Below are 16,895 nucleotides of genomic sequence, written 5' to 3'. Positions count from 1 at the left end.
ATGTTTGCTGACTAGGAGCGTGGATAGTATGAACAGAAAGAAGATTTCAGTGATTGGTGCCGGCTTTACAGGAGCGACGACTGCCTTCATTGCAGCCTCAAAAGCACTGGGTGATATTGTTCTTGTGGATATTCCGCAATCTGAGGACCCGACCCGTGGCAAGGCGCTCGATATGATGGAGGCGACACCGGTTCTCGGAACTGATGTGGATATCAAAGGTACAAGCAGCTATGAAGATACGAGGGACTCGGATCTTGTCATCATTACAGCAGGAATTGCAAGAAAGCCCGGCATGAGCCGGGACGATCTTGTGAAGACCAACCAGAAGGTGATGTCTGCTGTCACGCGTGAAATCGTGAAGTATTCACCGGACTGCTCGATCATTGTTCTGACCAATCCGGTGGACGCAATGACCTATACTGTATTCAAGGAGTCCGGTTTCCCGAAGAACAGAGTAATCGGCCAGTCAGGCGTTCTCGATACGGCGAGATTCCGAACTTTCGTGGCGGAAGAGCTGAAACTATCCGTCAAGGATGTCCAAGGTTTCGTTCTCGGCGGCCATGGAGATGACATGGTACCACTCATCCGCTATTCAAACGTGGGTGGCGTGCCGCTTTCAAGCCTGCTCAATCAGGATCGGATCGATGCCATCATAGAGCGTACCAGAAAAGGTGGCGCTGAAATTGTCAACCTGCTGGGGAATGGATCGGCATACTATGCCCCTGCGGCGGCGCTTGTCGAAATGGCTGAAGCAATCCTGTTCGACCAGAAGCGTGTACTTCCTGCAATTGCATATCTCGAAGGTGAATATGGCTATGATAATCTCTATCTTGGTGTACCTACAGTACTGGGTGCAGAAGGTATAGAGAAAATCATGGAACTGGAGCTTTCTGATGAGGAAAAAGCCCAATTGGATAAATCCAGGGATTCTGTCACTCATGTCATGAACATGCTGAAATAATATTTGTAAAATTCAAGTACGGGTATTATACTGGAAAGGCTGCCTTCATGGTGGCCTTTTTCAATTTTCAAAAATCTATAAATAAATGGGAGGGAATTTTAGGAATGGAAAATGGTAGAAAGAAAAATGGTATCTTTCAAAAATTCCTTGATTTTGTCGAATGGCTGGGTAACAAGCTGCCGCATCCGGTGACACTTTTTGCACTGCTTGCAGGGCTTACACTTATCGCTTCGGCAATCCTGTCGATGCTTGAAATCACAGTCGAGCATCCGGCGGAGGATCAAGGTGCTGTTTCAGTCAATAACCTGCTGAACGGAGAAGGCATCAGCTACATATTCTCCAGCATGACAGAGAATTTCATCAACTTTGCACCGCTTGGTGTTGTACTCATGACCATGCTTGGAATTGGTGTCGCTGAACGTTCAGGACTGATCAGTGCAGCGCTGCGCGGGTTTGTCCTGGCAATACCGAACCAGCTGATCACTGCCGGTCTTGTGTTTGCCGGTATCATGTCTTCACTTGCATCCGATGCAGGCTACGTTGTACTGCCACCGCTCGGTGCTGTACTCTATCTGGCACTTGGCAGGCACCCGCTTGCCGGTCTGGCCGCAGCATTTGCCGGGGTCTCTGCAGGGTTTTCAGCCAACCTGCTGCTGAGCGGAACGGACGCCCTGCTGTCCGAACTGACGATTGCTGCAGCTGCAGTTCTTGATCCGCAGTATGCTGAAGGTATGAACGTTGCAATGAACTACTACTTCATTTTCGTCAGTGTATTCCTGCTTACACTTGTCGGCTGGTTTGTATCCGATAAGATTGTCGAGCCGAGACTCGGCAAGTTCGACTCAAAAAATGCCGATCAGGAAGCAGTCGACAATACGGATGAAATGAATCCACTTGAACCGGTTGAAAAGAAAGGGCTGACCTGGGCAATCATCTCAATGGTAGTCGGTGCACTGCTTGCATCACTGCTTGTCGTACTGCCGAACTCGCCAATGCGAGGGGAAGAGGCAGTGGGCGGATATATGGATCAGATCATCCAGTCACCATTCATGAGTGACGGACTGGTACCGATCATAGCGATTCTTTTCTTCATTCCGGGTCTTGTCTATGGGCTGATTACAAAATCCATCAGAAATGACAAGGATGTTGCAGACCAGATGACGAAAACGATGGCAGCAATGGGCATGTTCATCGTGCTGGCATTCACGGCCGGTCAATTCGTTGCATACTTTGCTGAATCCAATATCGGACTGGTAATCGGTGTATACGGCGCCGAACTGCTTGAAACACTGAATCTGACTGGTATTCCGCTGATCATCGGCTTCATGCTTGTCACTGCAATCGTCAACCTGTTCATTGGTAGTGCGAGTGCGAAATGGGCGATGATGGCACCGATATTCGTGCCGATACTGATGCAGCTCGGCTATTCTCCGGAGCTCACGACAATGGCATATCGTGTGGCGGATTCTTCAACCAACATCATTACACCGCTCATGACCTACTTTGCAATCATCATTGCATTCGCGCAGCAGTACGATAGAAATATCGGGATTGGTACGCTGATTTCCGTCATGCTGCCATACTCCATCTTCTTCTTCGTCTCCTGGGCGATCATGCTGATTGTGTGGATGCTGTTCGGCATTCCACTCGGACCGAATGCACCAATCGAATACGCTGGATAATTATGAAGGGCACAGCAATCGCTGTGCCTTTATTTATGGATTAAACCGGTATGGAAATGTATAATCTGATTATGGAGAGACTGGTAACGGACGGTCGGATCATTTCGATAGAGAGGAGATAGGGAAATGAAGAAACTGATACTGATAGACGGCAACAGTATGGCGTTTCGTGCATTCTACGGGCTGCCGCTGCTGAGCAATCAGAGCGGGCTCCACACGAACGCCATCTTCGGTTATGCCAGGCTTCTTGAGAAGCTGATAGAGGAAGAGGCGCCGACGCACTTTCTTGTCGCCTTTGATGCAGGCAAATCGACTTTCAGACACAAGCAGTATGAGGAGTATAAAGGGGGCAGACAGAAGACGCCGCCTGAACTGGGTGAGCAGTTCGCACCGATACGGCGTCTGATTGATGCATACGGCATCAAACGGTATGAAGCGGAGGAGTATGAAGCCGATGACATCATCGGTACGCTCAGCAGAAAAGCGGATGAAGAAGGGTTCCAGACCATCATCATCACAGGTGATAAGGACTTGACCCAGCTGGCCAGTGAAAATACAGTCATCCATTACACGAAAAAAGGCATATCCGACATAGACCGGTATACACCGGAACACATCCAGGAAATATACGGACTCGCGCCCGAGCAGATCATAGATTTGAAAGGGCTGATGGGCGATAAGTCCGATAATATTCCAGGTGTGCCGGGTGTAGGGGAGAAGACGGCACTTAAACTGCTCGGTGAACATGGGTCTGTCGAAGCAGTGCTTGAAAATCTGGAAGGCGTCAAAGGGAAGAAGCTGAAGGAGAACCTGACGGAACATAGAGAGGATGCATTGATGAGCAAGTCGCTCGCAACCATCTACCGGGAAGTGCCGCTTGATTTCGATATGGATTCCCTTCTGTTCACCAATGAAAATGAAGAAGAGAAATATGCAATCTTCAAAGAGCTCGAATTCGAGTCTCTGCTGAAGAATATGGAGGCTTCCGAGGCGGAGGATAAGAAGGAATTTGAATCGGAACGTGTCGATGCACTGGATCAGCTCGATGCAGACGTCTCCTTCCATCTTGAAGTCCGTGCAGATAATTATCTGGTAAATGGACCCGAGGATATCGCCGTCACAGACGGAGTAAGAACCTTCATCAGCAAGGTCGAAGATGTGGATCAGACCAAACTGCAGCAGTTCCTCAAGTCGAGAGATACCATCAATGTCTACGATATAAAGCGCCAGATGGGTCTTCTAAAGCACCTGGGCATTCATTTCGAAGACTTTGATACGGATATCATGCTTGGCAGCTTCCTGCTCGATCCATCAAAGAAAATCATCGATGCAGCAGAGACTGTCGGCCAGTTCAATGTCAATATAGACAGTGACGACTTCCATTACGGCAAGGGACGTAATGCCAAGCAGCCGACAGGGGAAGTGCATGAAAAGTTCCTGATGGATAAAGTCATGGCAGTACATCATGTCGGACCACTGATGGCGGAATCGCTCAAGGAAGATGACATGTATGACCTTTGGAAGGACCTTGAGATTCCACTGGCAAAAGTGCTGTCCGGCATGGAATACCGCGGCATCACAGTGGATGCTGGACGTCTTCGGGATATGGAAAGTGAAATAAAGGAACGCCTTGTTGAAATTGAAGGAAAAATATATGAACTCGCAGGAGAGGAATTCAACATCAATTCTCCCAAACAGCTTGGCATCGTTCTTTTCGAGAAGCTGGATCTGCCCGTCATCAAGAAGACCAAGACAGGCTATTCCACTGCCGTCGATGTACTGGAAGAGCTGCAGAGCAGGCATGAGATTGTCAGCTATCTTCTGGACTACCGTTCACTGTCCAAACTCCAGTCGACATATGTCATCGGACTGCAGGGCGAGATCAAGGAGGATTCCAGAATCCATACACGCTTCAACCAGACTCTGGCACAGACGGGCCGGCTGTCTTCAGTCGAGCCAAACCTTCAGAACATACCGATACGCATCGATGAAGGCCGACGGATCAGAAAGGCATTCGTACCGAAAAGTGACGACCACGTACTGCTGGCGCTCGACTATTCGCAGATCGAGCTCAGGGTGCTTGCACACATCACCGGTGATGAGACCATGACCAGCGCCTTTACAAGTGATACCGATATTCATACAAAGACTGCCATGGAAGTCTTCGGTGTGGAACGGGAAGATGTCACCAGTGATATGAGAAGGAACGCAAAGGCGGTCAACTTCGGTATCGTCTATGGCATCAGCGACTATGGACTGAGCCAGAACCTTGGCATTACAAGAAAAGAAGCCAAGACGTTCATCGACAACTATCTGGATTCCTTCCCCGAAGTCAAGATGTTCATGAAATCCATCATCCAGGATGCCAGACGCGATGGCTATGTGAAGACGCTGCTCAACCGCAGAAGGTATATCCCGGATATCCAGAGCCGCAATTTCAACGCAAAGAGCTTTGCTGAACGGACAGCCATGAACTCGCCGATCCAGGGAAGTGCAGCAGATATAATCAAACTCGCCATGGTAAAATACGAACAATCGGAAGAAGCACAGAAATTCAATGCCGAATTGCTGCTGCAGATCCACGATGAGCTGATTTTTGATGTTCCGGAGGAAGAAGTGGAAGCATTCATCCCGGTCATCAAGGATATTATGGAGAATGCAATGGCACTCTCGGTGCCACTCAAAGTGGACTATGGATATGGCAGCGATTGGTATGAAGTGAAGTAGGTGGAAATATGCCGGAACTACCGGAAGTGGAACTGGTCAGGCGTGCCCTGGCCCAAGAAGTGGAAGGCGTTACTATCGAAGCAGTGGCGTTTTCCGATTTTGTAGTAAATGGACATCAGATTGGGCGGAGAACCATCGTCAAGGAAGACCTTGGGGCATTCGGTCCCCGTGTCCATGGTGCGGCAATCAGAAAGATCGGCCGGCGTGGCAAGTACTTGTATTTCATAATGGAGAAATCAGGTGAAGTGTTCCATATGATTTCGCATCTTGGAATGTCGGGCGCCTACTTTGTCCGAGACTCGGTCGAGTCGATCACGGATGCGAACTACCGCAAGCACTGGCAGGTCGTCTTCAGGCTTGCAGATGGACGTGCGCTGATCTACTGTGATATCAGGCGGTTCGGGGAAATGGCCACGGTAGGCAGAATGGGGGATTTCCCACCATTTACGCGCATGGCGGTGGAGTATACGGATCCAGATAGCCTGCCTGAGTTCCTGGACAGGGCGAAAGCACCGGCGAACAGCAATAAGGCGATCAAAGCGGTGATTATGGACAGCTCGGTCATACCCGGTGTCGGGAACATCTATGCATCGGAAGCACTGTTCACAGCGGGCATACTGCCGACACGAAAAGCAGGCAATGTGTCCGTCGCAAGGCTGGTGGATCTCCATCGGGCCATTACCGACGTCTTCAACCTTTCCATAGAAAGCGGCGGTTCGACCATCTCCGACTATAGAGGCGTATCCGGTGAAAAAGGCAGCATGCAGGACCGTTTCAACATCTACCAGAAAAAGACGTGCCGGGCATGCGGCGGTCCAATCAGGACGAAGACGATAGCGACAAGAAATACATTCTATTGCACTAGATGTCAGAGGTGAAACAATGAACCAGGTAATTGGACTTACAGGCGGCATTGCAAGCGGCAAGTCGACCGCCGCCGACTATATCAGAGAAAAAGGGTATCCCATCCTTGATGCGGATGTCTATGCAAGGCAGTCGACACAGAAGGATGGCCCCGCATATCCGGGCATCGTCGAGCATTTCGGCAGCAGCATCATCGGGGAAGATGGTGAAATCGACCGCAAAAAGCTCGGTGCCATCGTCTTCAACGACAGCAGGGAAAGGGAAGTGCTGAATCGTCTCGTACATCCGGAAGTCCGCAGGATGATGGACAGGGATAAGGAAAAGGCGCTTTCTGTGAGCCACGTCTTTCTGGATATCCCGCTCCTTTTCGAAAACGGTCTCGATCGTCAATGTGACATCACATTGACAGTATACGTTGATCAGGAGACGCAGATCGAGCGGCTGATGGCGCGGAATGACTTCGACCGGTCCGAAGCGCTCGCCCGGATCAACAGCCAGATGCCGCTGTCGGAAAAAAGGGAGAGAAGTACTGAAGTGCTTGATAACAATGGCTCGAAAGCGGATCTTTTCAGCCAGATAGATGACTTCCTGTCCAATCTGGAAAAGTGATATTTTATATGAAATACTGCTTTAAATTGCAGGTCATTATGTTATACTAATTATTGAAAAGTATAGCATAAAGGGGCAATGGTCATGAAAAAAGTAGCGATTAACGGTCTTGGAAGAATCGGCAGAATGGTGTTCCGCATTGCCGCTGCCTCTGATGATGTCGAACTCGTCGCAGTGAATGCAAGCTATCCTGCAGAAACAATTGCACATCTTCTCAACTACGATACGACACACGGCAAGTGGGATAAGAAGGTTGAAGCAAAAGAAGACGGACTTGTCATCGACGGCAAGAAGATCCAGCTCACAAGTGAAAGAAATCCTGAAAATCTTCCATGGGGATCGCTTGGTGTCGATCTTGTGATAGAGGCAACCGGAGCATTCAACCATGGTGACAAGGCAAGTGCACACGTAAGGGCAGGCGCAAAGAAAGTACTCCTTACCGCACCATCGAAAGGCGGAGATGTCCAGACGATTGTGCTCGGCGTAAATGATGAAGCGCTGGACCTTGATACATATGATGTATTTTCCAATGCTTCCTGTACGACGAACTGTCTGGCACCAGTCGCAAAAGTGCTGGATGACGCCTTCGGCATCAAAAATGGTCTGATGACGACTGTGCACGCCTATACGAATGATCAGAAGAACATCGACAACCCGCATAAGGATCTGCGCAGGGCACGTTCATGCGGGGACAACATCATTCCGACATCCACCGGTGCTGCAAAGGCGCTCGGTGTCGTACTGCCCCAGCTGAATGGCAAGCTGCATGGCCTGGCACTGCGTGTGCCCGTATCGAATGTGTCGCTTGTCGACCTTGTTGTCGATCTTGATACACCGGTGACGAAGGCACAGCTGAACGAAGCATTCGAGAAGCAGTCGGAGGGTGAGCTTTCCGGCATACTCGGCATCACCGACGCGCCGCTCGTATCGAGCGACTTCAATACCGACAGCAGGAGCTCCATCGTTGATGCCTCGCTGACGATGGTCATGGATGACAATAAAGTGAAGGTGCTGGCATGGTACGATAACGAATGGGGATATTCCACACGGGTTGTGGAACTGGCAGGGAAAATTGCCAACAGTCTATAGTGGTATCTGAAAAGAAGAAACTGATGTTTCTTCTTTTTTTATGCGTAATATATTATAATGGTATACTAATCCTTGAGAAGTGAGGTGGTCATATGAAATGTCCAAACTGCCATCAGACAAGTTCCAGGGTCATCGATTCCAGACATACGGATGAGGTGTCCGCCATACGCAGGCGGAGGGAATGCGAGAACTGCGGATTCCGGTTCACTACTTTCGAACGGATGGAACTGTCCCCCCTCGTCGTTGTCAAGAAGGATGGAAACAGGGAAGTCTTCAGCCGCGAGAAGCTCATGGATGGACTGCTGAGAGCATGCGAGAAACGTCCGATACCATATGAAGCACTTGAAAAAACGACTGCGCGCATAGAGTCTGCGCTCAGAAATCTGAATAAAGCAGAAATCACAAGCAATGAAATCGGTGAATTTGTCATGCAGGAGCTGATTACACTGGATCAGGTGGCCTACGTCCGGTTCGCCTCCGTATATAAGGAATTCAAGGATATCGATCAGCTGATGGATACATTGAATCATCTGGCCAAAGGCAGGGATGACGATGAACTTCAATGAGCGGCTGAAGCCGAATACCGAATTCATGGTCTATAACCCTGCTGCTTTTGAAAAGTCCCATCTCAATGTCCTGAACGAGCTGTATCTTCCGCTCATCCATCAGGACGCAGCAATGGCCTATATATATCTTCAGGAATCTTCGGCATACTATGAGGCACTCGAAATCAGATTCCATAAGGAAATAATGGATGAACTGAACATGCCATTATCCAGCTTCTCCAGAATACTCGAGAAACTGGAAGGCATCGGTCTGGTGAGATCCTTTGTATCTGATGAAGCACATGATGATCTTTTCATATATGAACTGCTGCAGCCTCTGACGCCGGAAGCCTTCTTCAAGGATCCGATGCTGAGCCTGTATCTCCATAACCACCTCGGTCCGGATGCCTACAAAAGAAAGAAGGACCGTCTGTGCTATCCTCGGAAGCCTGAGCATTTCACCGAAGTGACACGGAAGTTCACGGAAGTGTTCCAGGCAGGGAACGGGGAAGGATACAGTATTCCCGAAGATTCCTTCAGAAAGGACAACGTTTCAACAGGCCCCAATATCGATCTTGATGATTTCGATTTTGATGTCCTCTTTACACACCTGAAAGGCACAAGGATCGACCGTGCATTCTTCACGAAGGAAGTCCGGATGCTGATTGTCAAACTGAGCGTGCTGTTCAACCTCAATGCATATGATATGAAGCAGATTCTGCTGCCTGTAACCACACAATATGCCGGCATTGATAAAGAGCAGTTGAGATATGAGGCCAGAAAGTACTACCAGAAAGAGCATAAGGGCAAACTGCCTGCAATCAGATCCTCCGATGCCGAACCCGAGCAGAAGGAAGCAAAGCACTCCAGTGATTCCTATATCGAGCGCCTTGAATCGATCAGTCCGCTCGATCGGCTGAATGATATCCGGAACCATCAGCCGAGTGACAGTGATCTGAAGCTCGTGACGGACATCATCGCCAAGACGAGTCTGCCGAACGGCGTCATCAACCTCCTACTCGAGTACGTCTACCAGCAGAAGGAAGGCAATCTGAACTATCCATATACGATGAAGATTGCAAGGGACTGGGAGGAGAAGGGCATCCGTTCGGCCAGGGAGGCATACCAGTCCATCATGGAATTCAGAAAGCAGCGGAATACGAAGCGCAACAGTCGGGAACGTCAGGGCGAACGCAGGCCTGCATGGATGGATGACAAGAAGCAGGCGGCACCGAAGACGGATGTGGACAAGAAGCCTGTGCCTGAAAAAGGGGCAGTCCAGAAGACAGCAAAAGACGACCCGGAACTCCAGAAAATGATAGATGACTTTAGAAAATCCAGGTGATTCAGATGGAACCTATAAACCAGTTCTTAAAGAACAATAAAAAAATACAGGATAACAATGACAGACTGTACGAATCTCTAATTCAGCACCCGAGAATTGTGGAGCTGATTGAAAACAGCGATTTTGAAATCACACGCTCCATGATCAGAAATGATCTGCTGCAGCTTAAACGCTATACAGAGCAGTCATTGGCGTGCGAGAACTGCCCATCCCTCGGGCAGTGCATCAATCATCCACAGGGGTATGTCCCTTCGATAGATGTCAGAGGGAGCAGAATCCATATCATCCATACACCATGTCCAAACAAGAAAAAGGATGATGCCTTCCGTGAGAAGGAGAAGATGATCGAATCCTATCATGTGCCGAAAGACGTCAAAGATGCGACATTCGAGACGGTCTTCCTGGATCCCGATTCGAACCGCCAGCAGATCATCATGAAAGCCATCGCGGCCAGCAAGAAGATCATCGATGGTACAGGAACGAAGGGCCTTTACATCCACGGCAGCTTCGGCATCGGCAAATCCTACCTGCTCGGCTGTATTGCCAATGAACTGAAGGAGCAGTCGGTATCTTCAATCATCGTCTATGTACCGGAAATCATCCGGGATCTGAAGGCGGGATTCAAGGACGGCACGACGGACAGCAAGTTCAATACGATCAAGAATGCCCAGGTGCTCATGCTCGATGATCTTGGTGCCGAAGACGTCACGCCGTGGGTGCGGGATGAAGTCATGACCGGCATACTGCACTACCGCATGGTCGAAGGCCTGCCGACATTCGTCAGCTCCAACTATTCGATGGCGGATCTCGAATACCGCTATGCCAGGACGAAGGAGAACGGCGTAGAGGAAACAAAGGCACGCCGGATGATGGAGCGCCTGAGGTCACTTTGTGACGAAGTCCAGCTTGAAGGCAGCAACTACCGCAACAACTGATGCTTGATTAATGAAGACGGCTTGAGTATAATCAATGTATAATTTCAATATTTCAAATTCCAAGGACAACGCTTCTATTGTGTTCATTCAAAGAGAGTGCATGAACTGCTGAAACATGTGCAATGGACCGTCTGAGCGACTCCCTTGATATATGCTGGCTAATCCCCAGCCGGGACGGACCGTTATTTCCGACTGAAGGTAGGACTCTGTCCTGCAAATCAGGGTGGTACCACGGTGAAGATCGTCCCTCTATCTAATAGAGGGGCGTTTTTTATTTTGAAAATACAATCGATACGATTGAAAGGGTGGAGAATATGAGTGAAGTGAAGATTACTTTTCCGGATGGAAATATCAAGAATTTCGATTCCGGAGTGACAGCAGAGGAGATTGCGCAGTCCATCAGTCCGGGACTCAGGAAGGCGGCGCTTGCCGCCAAGGTGGATGGAGACATGTACGACCTCAGAAGACCGATCGAAGCGGATGCAGAAATCGCCTTGATCACAAATAAGGACGAGGAGGGGCTCGAAGTACTGCGCCACTCCACTGCCCACCTTATGGCTCAGGCGCTGAAGCGTCTGTACGGCGACGTCAATTTCGGTGTCGGCCCGGTCATCGAGGAAGGGTTCTACTATGACTTCGATATGGATGAGAAGATTTCTTCCGATGATTTCGAGAAGATAGAGAAGGAAATGAAGCAGATCGTAGAAGAGAACGTGGAAGTGGAACGCAAAGTGCTCTCACGTGACGAAGCAAAGGCACTTTTCAGCAACGATCCATACAAGCTTGAGCTGATCGATGCGATTCCTGAAGACGAGTCGGTGACGGTCTATTCTCAGGGAGAATTCACCGACCTGTGCCGCGGCGTGCATGTGCCGTCCACTTCGAAGATCAAGACATTCAAACTGCTGTCGACAGCAGGTGCCTACTGGCGCGGTGACAGTGACAACAAGATGCTGCAGCGCATATACGGTACAGCCTTCTTCGACAAGAAGGAGCTGAAGTCGTACTTGAACCTCCTTGAGGAAAGAAAGGAACGCGACCACAGGAAGATCGGCAAGGATATGGAACTGTTCCAGAACAACCAGCTGATCGGTGCCGGCCTGCCGCTATGGCTACCGAATGGTGCGACGATCAGACGCGAAATCGAACGCTATATCGTCGACAAGGAGATTGCGCTCGGCTACGACCACGTCTATACACCTGTCATGGCGAACGTCGATCTGTACAAGACAAGCGGCCACTGGGAGCATTATCAAGATGACATGTTCCCGACAATGGACATGAATGGTGAGGAGCTTGTGCTCCGTCCGATGAACTGCCCGCACCATATGATGATCTACAAATCAAGCAAGCACTCCTACCGGGAGCTGCCGATCCGTATCGCCGAACTCGGCACGATGCACCGGTATGAGGCGAGTGGGGCGGTGAGCGGCCTGCAGCGTGTGCGCGGCATGACCCTGAATGATGCCCACGTCTTCGTCAGACCCGACCAGATCAAGGAGGAGTTCAAGCGTGTCGTCCAGCTGATCATCGATGTATACGCGGACTTCGGTTTCGAGAACTACTCCTTCCGTCTGAGCTACCGTGATCCAGCGGATACTGAAAAGTACTTCGATGATGACGAAATGTGGAACAAGGCGGAATCCATGCTGAAGGAAGCCGTCGATGAGATGGCGCTCGACTATACAGAAGCGGAAGGCGAAGCGGCATTCTATGGTCCGAAGCTGGATGTCCAGGTACAGACGGCACTCGGCAAGGAGGAGACGCTGTCGACAGTGCAGCTCGACTTCCTGCTGCCTGAAAGATTCGACCTGACGTATACAGGCAGTGACGGTGAACTGCACCGTCCGGTCGTCATCCACCGCGGTGTCGTCTCCACGATGGAGCGCTTTGTTGCATTCCTGACAGAGGAATACAAAGGTGCCTTCCCACTATGGCTCGCGCCGCAGCAGGTGGAGATCATACCGGTCAATCTCGATCTGCACTACGACTACGCAAGAGCACTCAAGGATGAGATGAAGAGCCACGGCATACGTGTGAACATCGACGACAGGAACGAGAAGATGGGGTACAAGATCCGTGAAGCACAGATGCGGAAAGTCCCTTACCAGGTCGTCATCGGCGATCGTGAGATCGAAGAATCCCAGGTCAATGTCAGAAAGTATGGCGAAAAGGATCAGAACACCTTCGACCGTGAGGAATTCATCTGGCAGCTCGTGGATGAGATCAGACTTAAGAAATAGTCTTGACATTCTGGCCGAAAGCGTGTAGTATATTAGGAGTTGATAAGAACGGACAAGAAGAAGCTCCCGCTTCTCACCCGCAAGCACCATAGTGGTAGCGACCGGGTTAGTACAGTAAGAATGACGTGAAATAGAGCCATGCTCTGTTTCACGCATCTTGATGCTGGTTGGCGGGCGCATATTGTGCCCGCCCTTTTTGTTCGTCTTCAAACTTTATGGAGGTGTCAAAGATAGCTAAGGACCAAACATTAATCAATGACAGAATCCGCGCCAAAGAAGTACGCCTGATCGGTCAGGACGGTTCCCAACTCGGCATCAAGCCTAAACGTGAAGCACAGGAAATGGCAGATCGTGTAGAACTGGATCTTGTACTTGTGGCTCCGAACGCGAAGCCGCCGGTTGCCCGCATCATGGACTATGGCAAGTACAAGTACGAGCAGCAGCGTAAAGAGAAAGAAGCGCGCAAGAAGCAGAAAGTGATCAACGTCAAGGAAATCAGACTTTCCCCGACAATCGAAGATCACGATTTCAACACCAAGTTGAAAAATGCAAAGAAATTCCTGGCGAAGGAAGACAAGGTGAAAGTTTCCATCCGATTCCGTGGCCGTGCAATCACGCACAAGGATATCGGCCGCAAAGTATTGGAACGTTTTGCCAGCGAGCTTTCTGAAGTCGCCACTGTTGAACAGAGACCGAAGATGGAAGGTCGCTCAATGTTCCTCGTGGTTGCACCAATCGTCGACAAAAACTAATAATCCGGAGGTTAGGATCCCATGCCAAAAATGAAAACTCACAAAGGTTATGCTAAACGCGTCAAGCGTACTGGAACAGGTAAATTCAAACGCAACAGTGCGTTCACTTCCCACCTGTTCGCAAACAAATCCACAAAACAGAAGCGTCACCTGAGAAAATCAAGACTGGTTTCCAAAGGCGACCACAAACGTATCCAAAAACTACTATCATATGTAAAATAATCGATTGATTAAGGAGGAGCAAAAATGGCACGTGTTAAGAATGGTTTGACGTCCCGTAAAAGACGTAAAAGAGTATTGAAGCAGGCAAAAGGATATTTTGGTGCAAAACGCACACTCTATAGAACAGCGAAACAGCAAGTCATCAAATCCGGTCAGTATGCATACCGCGACCGTCGTCAGACGAAACGCGAATTCCGCAAGCTCTGGATCGCGCGTATCAATGCAGGCGCTCGCCAGAACGGCATCAGCTACAGCCGTCTGATGAACGGACTGAAAACTGCTGGTATCGACATCAACAGAAAAATGCTTTCTGAAATCGCAATTTCAGACGAAAAAGCATTCGCTGAAATCGTTGCTCAGGCTAAAAATGCACTGAACAAATAATATCGCATGAAAAAACCACTTATTCCGATGGAATAAGTGGTTTTTATTTTTACTGGATGTGTGCGGATAGTTCATCAAGCAGTGCGTCCGAGTACTCGAAGTAGCATTCCTTCTGCTCCTTGTTTTCATCCGCTGCATCGTCCTCGGACACAATGTCGAGGCGGATCAGCTTCTCACCTTCATCGAAGAATGGCAGTGTCTGGTCGGCATATTCATCAGTCAGCCTGTTATATAATGCAACCGCTTTGTCGTCTTCTTCATAAGTATTGCTTTTTACAAGCACTTCCTGGCCGGATTCTTCCACTTTCGATATCTTTATGTTCATCAACGTAACGCCTCCTAGAGTATTTCTATATCCCCATCTACAATGATGATATCAACTTCTTTCCGATATGTGTATCAATATGGTCCATATTACGAAAACTGAAATAATTTATGATAGAATGGAAGTATCTTAATGGAAGCAAGGAGACTGATTATGGATAGACAGCTGGAAATGATGAAGAGCCTCACGGATGCACATGGCATTTCAGGCTTCGAATACGATGTGAAGAAAGTGATGAAGAGCTACCTTGAGCCGGTCAGCGATGAGCTGGTGCAGGATAACCTCGGTGGCATATTCGGCAGACGCAACGCGAAAAATGGATCACGTACGCTGCTCATCGGTGGCCACCTCGATGAGATCGGCTTCATGATTACAAGAATAGATGACAATGGATTCATCCGTTTTACACCGATCGGTGGATGGTGGAACCAGGTCATGCTGTCGCAGCGCATGAACGTCGTGACGGATTCAGGCATTCTGACGGGTGTCATCGGCTCAAAGCCGCCGCACGTACTGTCCCCTGAAGCACGCAAGAAGCCGGTAGACATGAAGGACATGTTCATCGATATTGGTGTGGCTTCAAAAGAAGAAGCAGAGAACGCAGGTGTCAAAGTCGGCGACATGATCACCCCGCATTGTGACTTCACCGAGATGGCCAACAAGGACTACCTGCTTGCCAAAGCCTGGGATAACAGATTCGGCTGTGCACTGGCGATTGAAGTGCTCGAGTCTGTCAAAGACGAGGATATTAATATCAATGTCGTCAGCGGTGCGACTGTACAGGAAGAGGTCGGCCTGCGCGGTGCCAAGGTTGCAGCGAACAAAGTAAAGCCGGATCTCGCAATCGCGGTCGATGTCGGCATCTCCTGGGATACACCGGGCATGAGCGAGAAGGATGGTACAGGCAAGATGGGCGACGGTCCACTTGTACTGCTGCTCGACGGTTCCAACATCGGTCACGTCGGTTTCAGAAGGCACGTCGAGAAGCTGGCGGCAGACAAGGATATTCCGGTACAGTGGTCTGCCATTACTGGCGGCGGTACGGATTCCGGTGCCTTCCATGTATCCAATGAAGGGGTCCCTTCAATCTCCATCGGGGTACCACTCAGATACATGCACTCGAACGTATCCATTCTGAACAGGGAAGACTACAACAATGCAGTCCGCCTTGTAACGGAGATCGTCAGATCACTCGATGACAGTAAGGTGGAAGAGATCATTTGGTAGAACCGAAATATATTACGTCGAAAGATAATCCGCGTATCAAGGAAATGAAGAAGCTGCAGTCGAAGAAGTACCGCAGGAAGTTGGACCAGTTTCTGATTGAAGGGGCACATCTTGTCGAGGAGGCGATGACGCATGGTCAGAAGATCCATGCACTCGTTTTCCTCGATGGCTATGATCATGCGAGGTATGATGACCAGGAGATTGAAACATTCATAGTGAACGACAATGTGATGAAGACGCTGTCGTCGCTTGAGACGCCTCCCGGCATCATGGCGGTGGTCTCCTATGCTGCACCCGAAACAGACGGTCGGCGGGTACTGCTGCTCGATGGCATCCAGGATCCGGGCAACCTCGGCACACTGCTCCGCACAGCGGATGCCTTCGGATTCGGCCGCGTCATCCTTTCCCTGGATACAGTCGATGCCTTCAGTGACAAGGTGCTCCGGAGTGCCCAGGGCAGCACGTTCCATATCGATATCACATCGATGGATGCAGCGGAAGCGGTACAGGATTTTGATGGTACTGTTCTTGCGACCGACCTTGAAGATGCCGTTCCCCTTGAAGAAGCACCGGCGGGAGATCCACTGATGGTCATTCTCGGCAATGAGGGCAGGGGCGTATCCGACACAGTGCTCGCCCAGGTGGATAGAAAGATAAAGATAGAAATGCCGGGGGCGAGTGAAAGTCTCAATGTGGCAATTGCAGGCGGCATCATCATGCATCATTTCAAAGCTTGATTTTTACGAACTTTGATTTATAATAATCCTATAGATGAATATCAAGCTTCAAGAGAAGCCGGACATAAATGGTCCAGGAATCCGTATACAGGGAGCGCAGCACATGGACTGGAATGCTGCGTACGGATGGGATCAGGGTTCACCTGGCAGATGGAGCAGTGGGATGATCCCTTATCTTTCTAGAAGTGTCTGTATTTGTTATGCAGAAAATCAGGTGGTACCGCGGAAACTCCGTCCTTGGATATATA

At 49.6% G+C, this 16,895-nt stretch carries 16 protein-coding genes; 15 read left to right on the top strand and 1 reads right to left on the bottom strand.

What is annotated here, in order from left to right:
• Window positions 1-28: 28 nt before the first annotated feature.
• From mdh to rplT, 13 genes are all read left to right on the top strand, one after another.
• A complete protein-coding gene (mdh, locus tag FO441_RS05200) occupies window positions 29-961 on the top strand; it encodes a malate dehydrogenase (protein WP_145286747.1) in 933 nt (310 codons plus the stop codon).
• 104 nt (window positions 962-1,065) lie between these two features.
• Window positions 1,066-2,643 (top strand): AbgT family transporter, encoded by a 1,578-nt coding sequence (locus tag FO441_RS05195; RefSeq protein WP_145286743.1) that lies wholly within the window; start codon window positions 1,066-1,068, stop codon window positions 2,641-2,643.
• 126 nt (window positions 2,644-2,769) lie between these two features.
• Complete coding sequence (gene polA / locus FO441_RS05190) at window positions 2,770-5,370, top strand: DNA polymerase I (RefSeq protein WP_145286740.1); 2,601 nt, start codon at window positions 2,770-2,772, stop codon at window positions 5,368-5,370.
• An 8-nt stretch (window positions 5,371-5,378) separates the two neighbouring features.
• Entirely contained in the window at window positions 5,379-6,248 is an 870-nt protein-coding gene (gene mutM, locus FO441_RS05185) for a bifunctional DNA-formamidopyrimidine glycosylase/DNA-(apurinic or apyrimidinic site) lyase (protein ID WP_145286737.1), read from the top strand.
• 4 nt (window positions 6,249-6,252) lie between these two features.
• Window positions 6,253-6,843 (top strand): dephospho-CoA kinase, encoded by a 591-nt coding sequence (gene coaE / locus FO441_RS05180; RefSeq protein ID WP_145286733.1) that lies wholly within the window; start codon window positions 6,253-6,255, stop codon window positions 6,841-6,843.
• Window positions 6,844-6,927: 84 nt separating this feature from the next.
• A complete protein-coding gene (locus FO441_RS05175; protein ID WP_186365467.1) occupies window positions 6,928-7,932 on the top strand; it encodes a glyceraldehyde-3-phosphate dehydrogenase in 1,005 nt (334 codons plus the stop codon).
• A gap of 92 nt (window positions 7,933-8,024) precedes the next feature.
• Window positions 8,025-8,498 (top strand): transcriptional regulator NrdR, encoded by a 474-nt coding sequence (gene nrdR, locus FO441_RS05170; RefSeq protein ID WP_145286728.1) that lies wholly within the window; start codon window positions 8,025-8,027, stop codon window positions 8,496-8,498.
• Window positions 8,485-9,822, top strand: coding sequence for a replication initiation and membrane attachment family protein (locus FO441_RS05165; protein ID WP_145287380.1), 1,338 nt, complete (start codon window positions 8,485-8,487; stop codon window positions 9,820-9,822). Before nrdR ends, FO441_RS05165 begins: the two co-directional genes overlap by 14 nt.
• A gap of 5 nt (window positions 9,823-9,827) precedes the next feature.
• Window positions 9,828-10,757: a primosomal protein DnaI gene (gene dnaI, locus FO441_RS05160; protein ID WP_145286725.1), complete on the top strand. Its 930-nt coding sequence runs from the start codon at window positions 9,828-9,830 to the stop codon at window positions 10,755-10,757.
• Window positions 10,758-11,071: 314 nt separating this feature from the next.
• The gene (thrS, locus tag FO441_RS05155) at window positions 11,072-13,000 is read left to right on the top strand and encodes a threonine--tRNA ligase (RefSeq protein WP_145286723.1); all 1,929 of its coding nucleotides are present in this window, start codon (window positions 11,072-11,074) and stop codon (window positions 12,998-13,000) included.
• Window positions 13,001-13,221: 221 nt separating this feature from the next.
• On the top strand, window positions 13,222-13,752 hold the full coding sequence (gene infC, locus FO441_RS05150; protein WP_186365466.1) for a translation initiation factor IF-3: 531 nt from the start codon (window positions 13,222-13,224) through the stop codon (window positions 13,750-13,752).
• A 21-nt stretch (window positions 13,753-13,773) separates the two neighbouring features.
• Window positions 13,774-13,974 carry a 50S ribosomal protein L35 gene (rpmI, locus tag FO441_RS05145; RefSeq protein ID WP_145286717.1) on the top strand — a complete coding sequence of 67 codons (201 nt, stop codon included), beginning with the start codon at window positions 13,774-13,776 and terminating at the stop codon, window positions 13,972-13,974.
• A gap of 24 nt (window positions 13,975-13,998) precedes the next feature.
• Entirely contained in the window at window positions 13,999-14,358 is a 360-nt protein-coding gene (rplT, locus tag FO441_RS05140) for a 50S ribosomal protein L20 (protein ID WP_145286714.1), read from the top strand.
• Between the two features lie 49 nt (window positions 14,359-14,407).
• Here the strand turns inward: rplT and FO441_RS05135 are convergent, their stop codons facing one another.
• Window positions 14,408-14,683, bottom strand: a complete 276-nt coding sequence (locus FO441_RS05135; protein ID WP_246095009.1) for a hypothetical protein — start codon at window positions 14,681-14,683, stop codon at window positions 14,408-14,410.
• 153 nt (window positions 14,684-14,836) lie between these two features.
• Here FO441_RS05135 and FO441_RS05130 point away from each other — a divergent pair, with 153 nt between their 5' ends.
• Both FO441_RS05130 and FO441_RS05125 read left to right on the top strand, forming a co-directional pair.
• The gene (locus FO441_RS05130) at window positions 14,837-15,910 is read left to right on the top strand and encodes a M42 family metallopeptidase (protein WP_145286709.1); all 1,074 of its coding nucleotides are present in this window, start codon (window positions 14,837-14,839) and stop codon (window positions 15,908-15,910) included.
• Window positions 15,904-16,647: a TrmH family RNA methyltransferase gene (locus FO441_RS05125; protein WP_145286706.1), complete on the top strand. Its 744-nt coding sequence runs from the start codon at window positions 15,904-15,906 to the stop codon at window positions 16,645-16,647. The genes FO441_RS05130 and FO441_RS05125 overlap by 7 nt, the downstream gene beginning before the upstream one ends.
• Window positions 16,648-16,895: the final 248 nt, after the last annotated feature.

Origin of the sequence: Salinicoccus cyprini, from assembly GCF_007713705.1 — a bacterium.
GTDB classification, from domain to species: Bacteria; Bacillota; Bacilli; order Staphylococcales; family Salinicoccaceae; genus Salinicoccus; species Salinicoccus cyprini.
The sequence above is the reverse complement of the archived record's forward strand: the minus strand, read 5'-3'. Positions and strand labels throughout refer to the sequence as shown.

Excerpts from the sequence above, each read along its gene's own strand:
- FO441_RS05195 (WP_145286743.1), top strand. The coding sequence starts at position 1,066 with ATGGAAAATGGTAGAAAGAAAAATGGTATCTTTCAAAAATTCCTTGAT.
- dnaI (WP_145286725.1), top strand. The coding sequence starts at position 9,828 with ATGGAACCTATAAACCAGTTCTTAAAGAACAATAAAAAAATACAGGAT.
- coaE (WP_145286733.1), top strand. The coding sequence starts at position 6,253 with ATGAACCAGGTAATTGGACTTACAGGCGGCATTGCAAGCGGCAAGTCG.
- FO441_RS05130 (WP_145286709.1), top strand. The coding sequence starts at position 14,837 with ATGGATAGACAGCTGGAAATGATGAAGAGCCTCACGGATGCACATGGC.
- rplT (WP_145286714.1), top strand. The coding sequence starts at position 13,999 with ATGGCACGTGTTAAGAATGGTTTGACGTCCCGTAAAAGACGTAAAAGA.
- FO441_RS05135 (WP_246095009.1), bottom strand. The coding sequence starts at position 14,683 with ATGAACATAAAGATATCGAAAGTGGAAGAATCCGGCCAGGAAGTGCTT.
- FO441_RS05165 (WP_145287380.1), top strand. The coding sequence starts at position 8,485 with ATGAACTTCAATGAGCGGCTGAAGCCGAATACCGAATTCATGGTCTAT.
- polA (WP_145286740.1), top strand. The coding sequence starts at position 2,770 with ATGAAGAAACTGATACTGATAGACGGCAACAGTATGGCGTTTCGTGCA.
- mdh (WP_145286747.1), top strand. The coding sequence starts at position 29 with ATGAACAGAAAGAAGATTTCAGTGATTGGTGCCGGCTTTACAGGAGCG.
- rpmI (WP_145286717.1), top strand. The coding sequence starts at position 13,774 with ATGCCAAAAATGAAAACTCACAAAGGTTATGCTAAACGCGTCAAGCGT.
- FO441_RS05175 (WP_186365467.1), top strand. The coding sequence starts at position 6,928 with ATGAAAAAAGTAGCGATTAACGGTCTTGGAAGAATCGGCAGAATGGTG.
- mutM (WP_145286737.1), top strand. The coding sequence starts at position 5,379 with ATGCCGGAACTACCGGAAGTGGAACTGGTCAGGCGTGCCCTGGCCCAA.
- thrS (WP_145286723.1), top strand. The coding sequence starts at position 11,072 with ATGAGTGAAGTGAAGATTACTTTTCCGGATGGAAATATCAAGAATTTC.
- nrdR (WP_145286728.1), top strand. The coding sequence starts at position 8,025 with ATGAAATGTCCAAACTGCCATCAGACAAGTTCCAGGGTCATCGATTCC.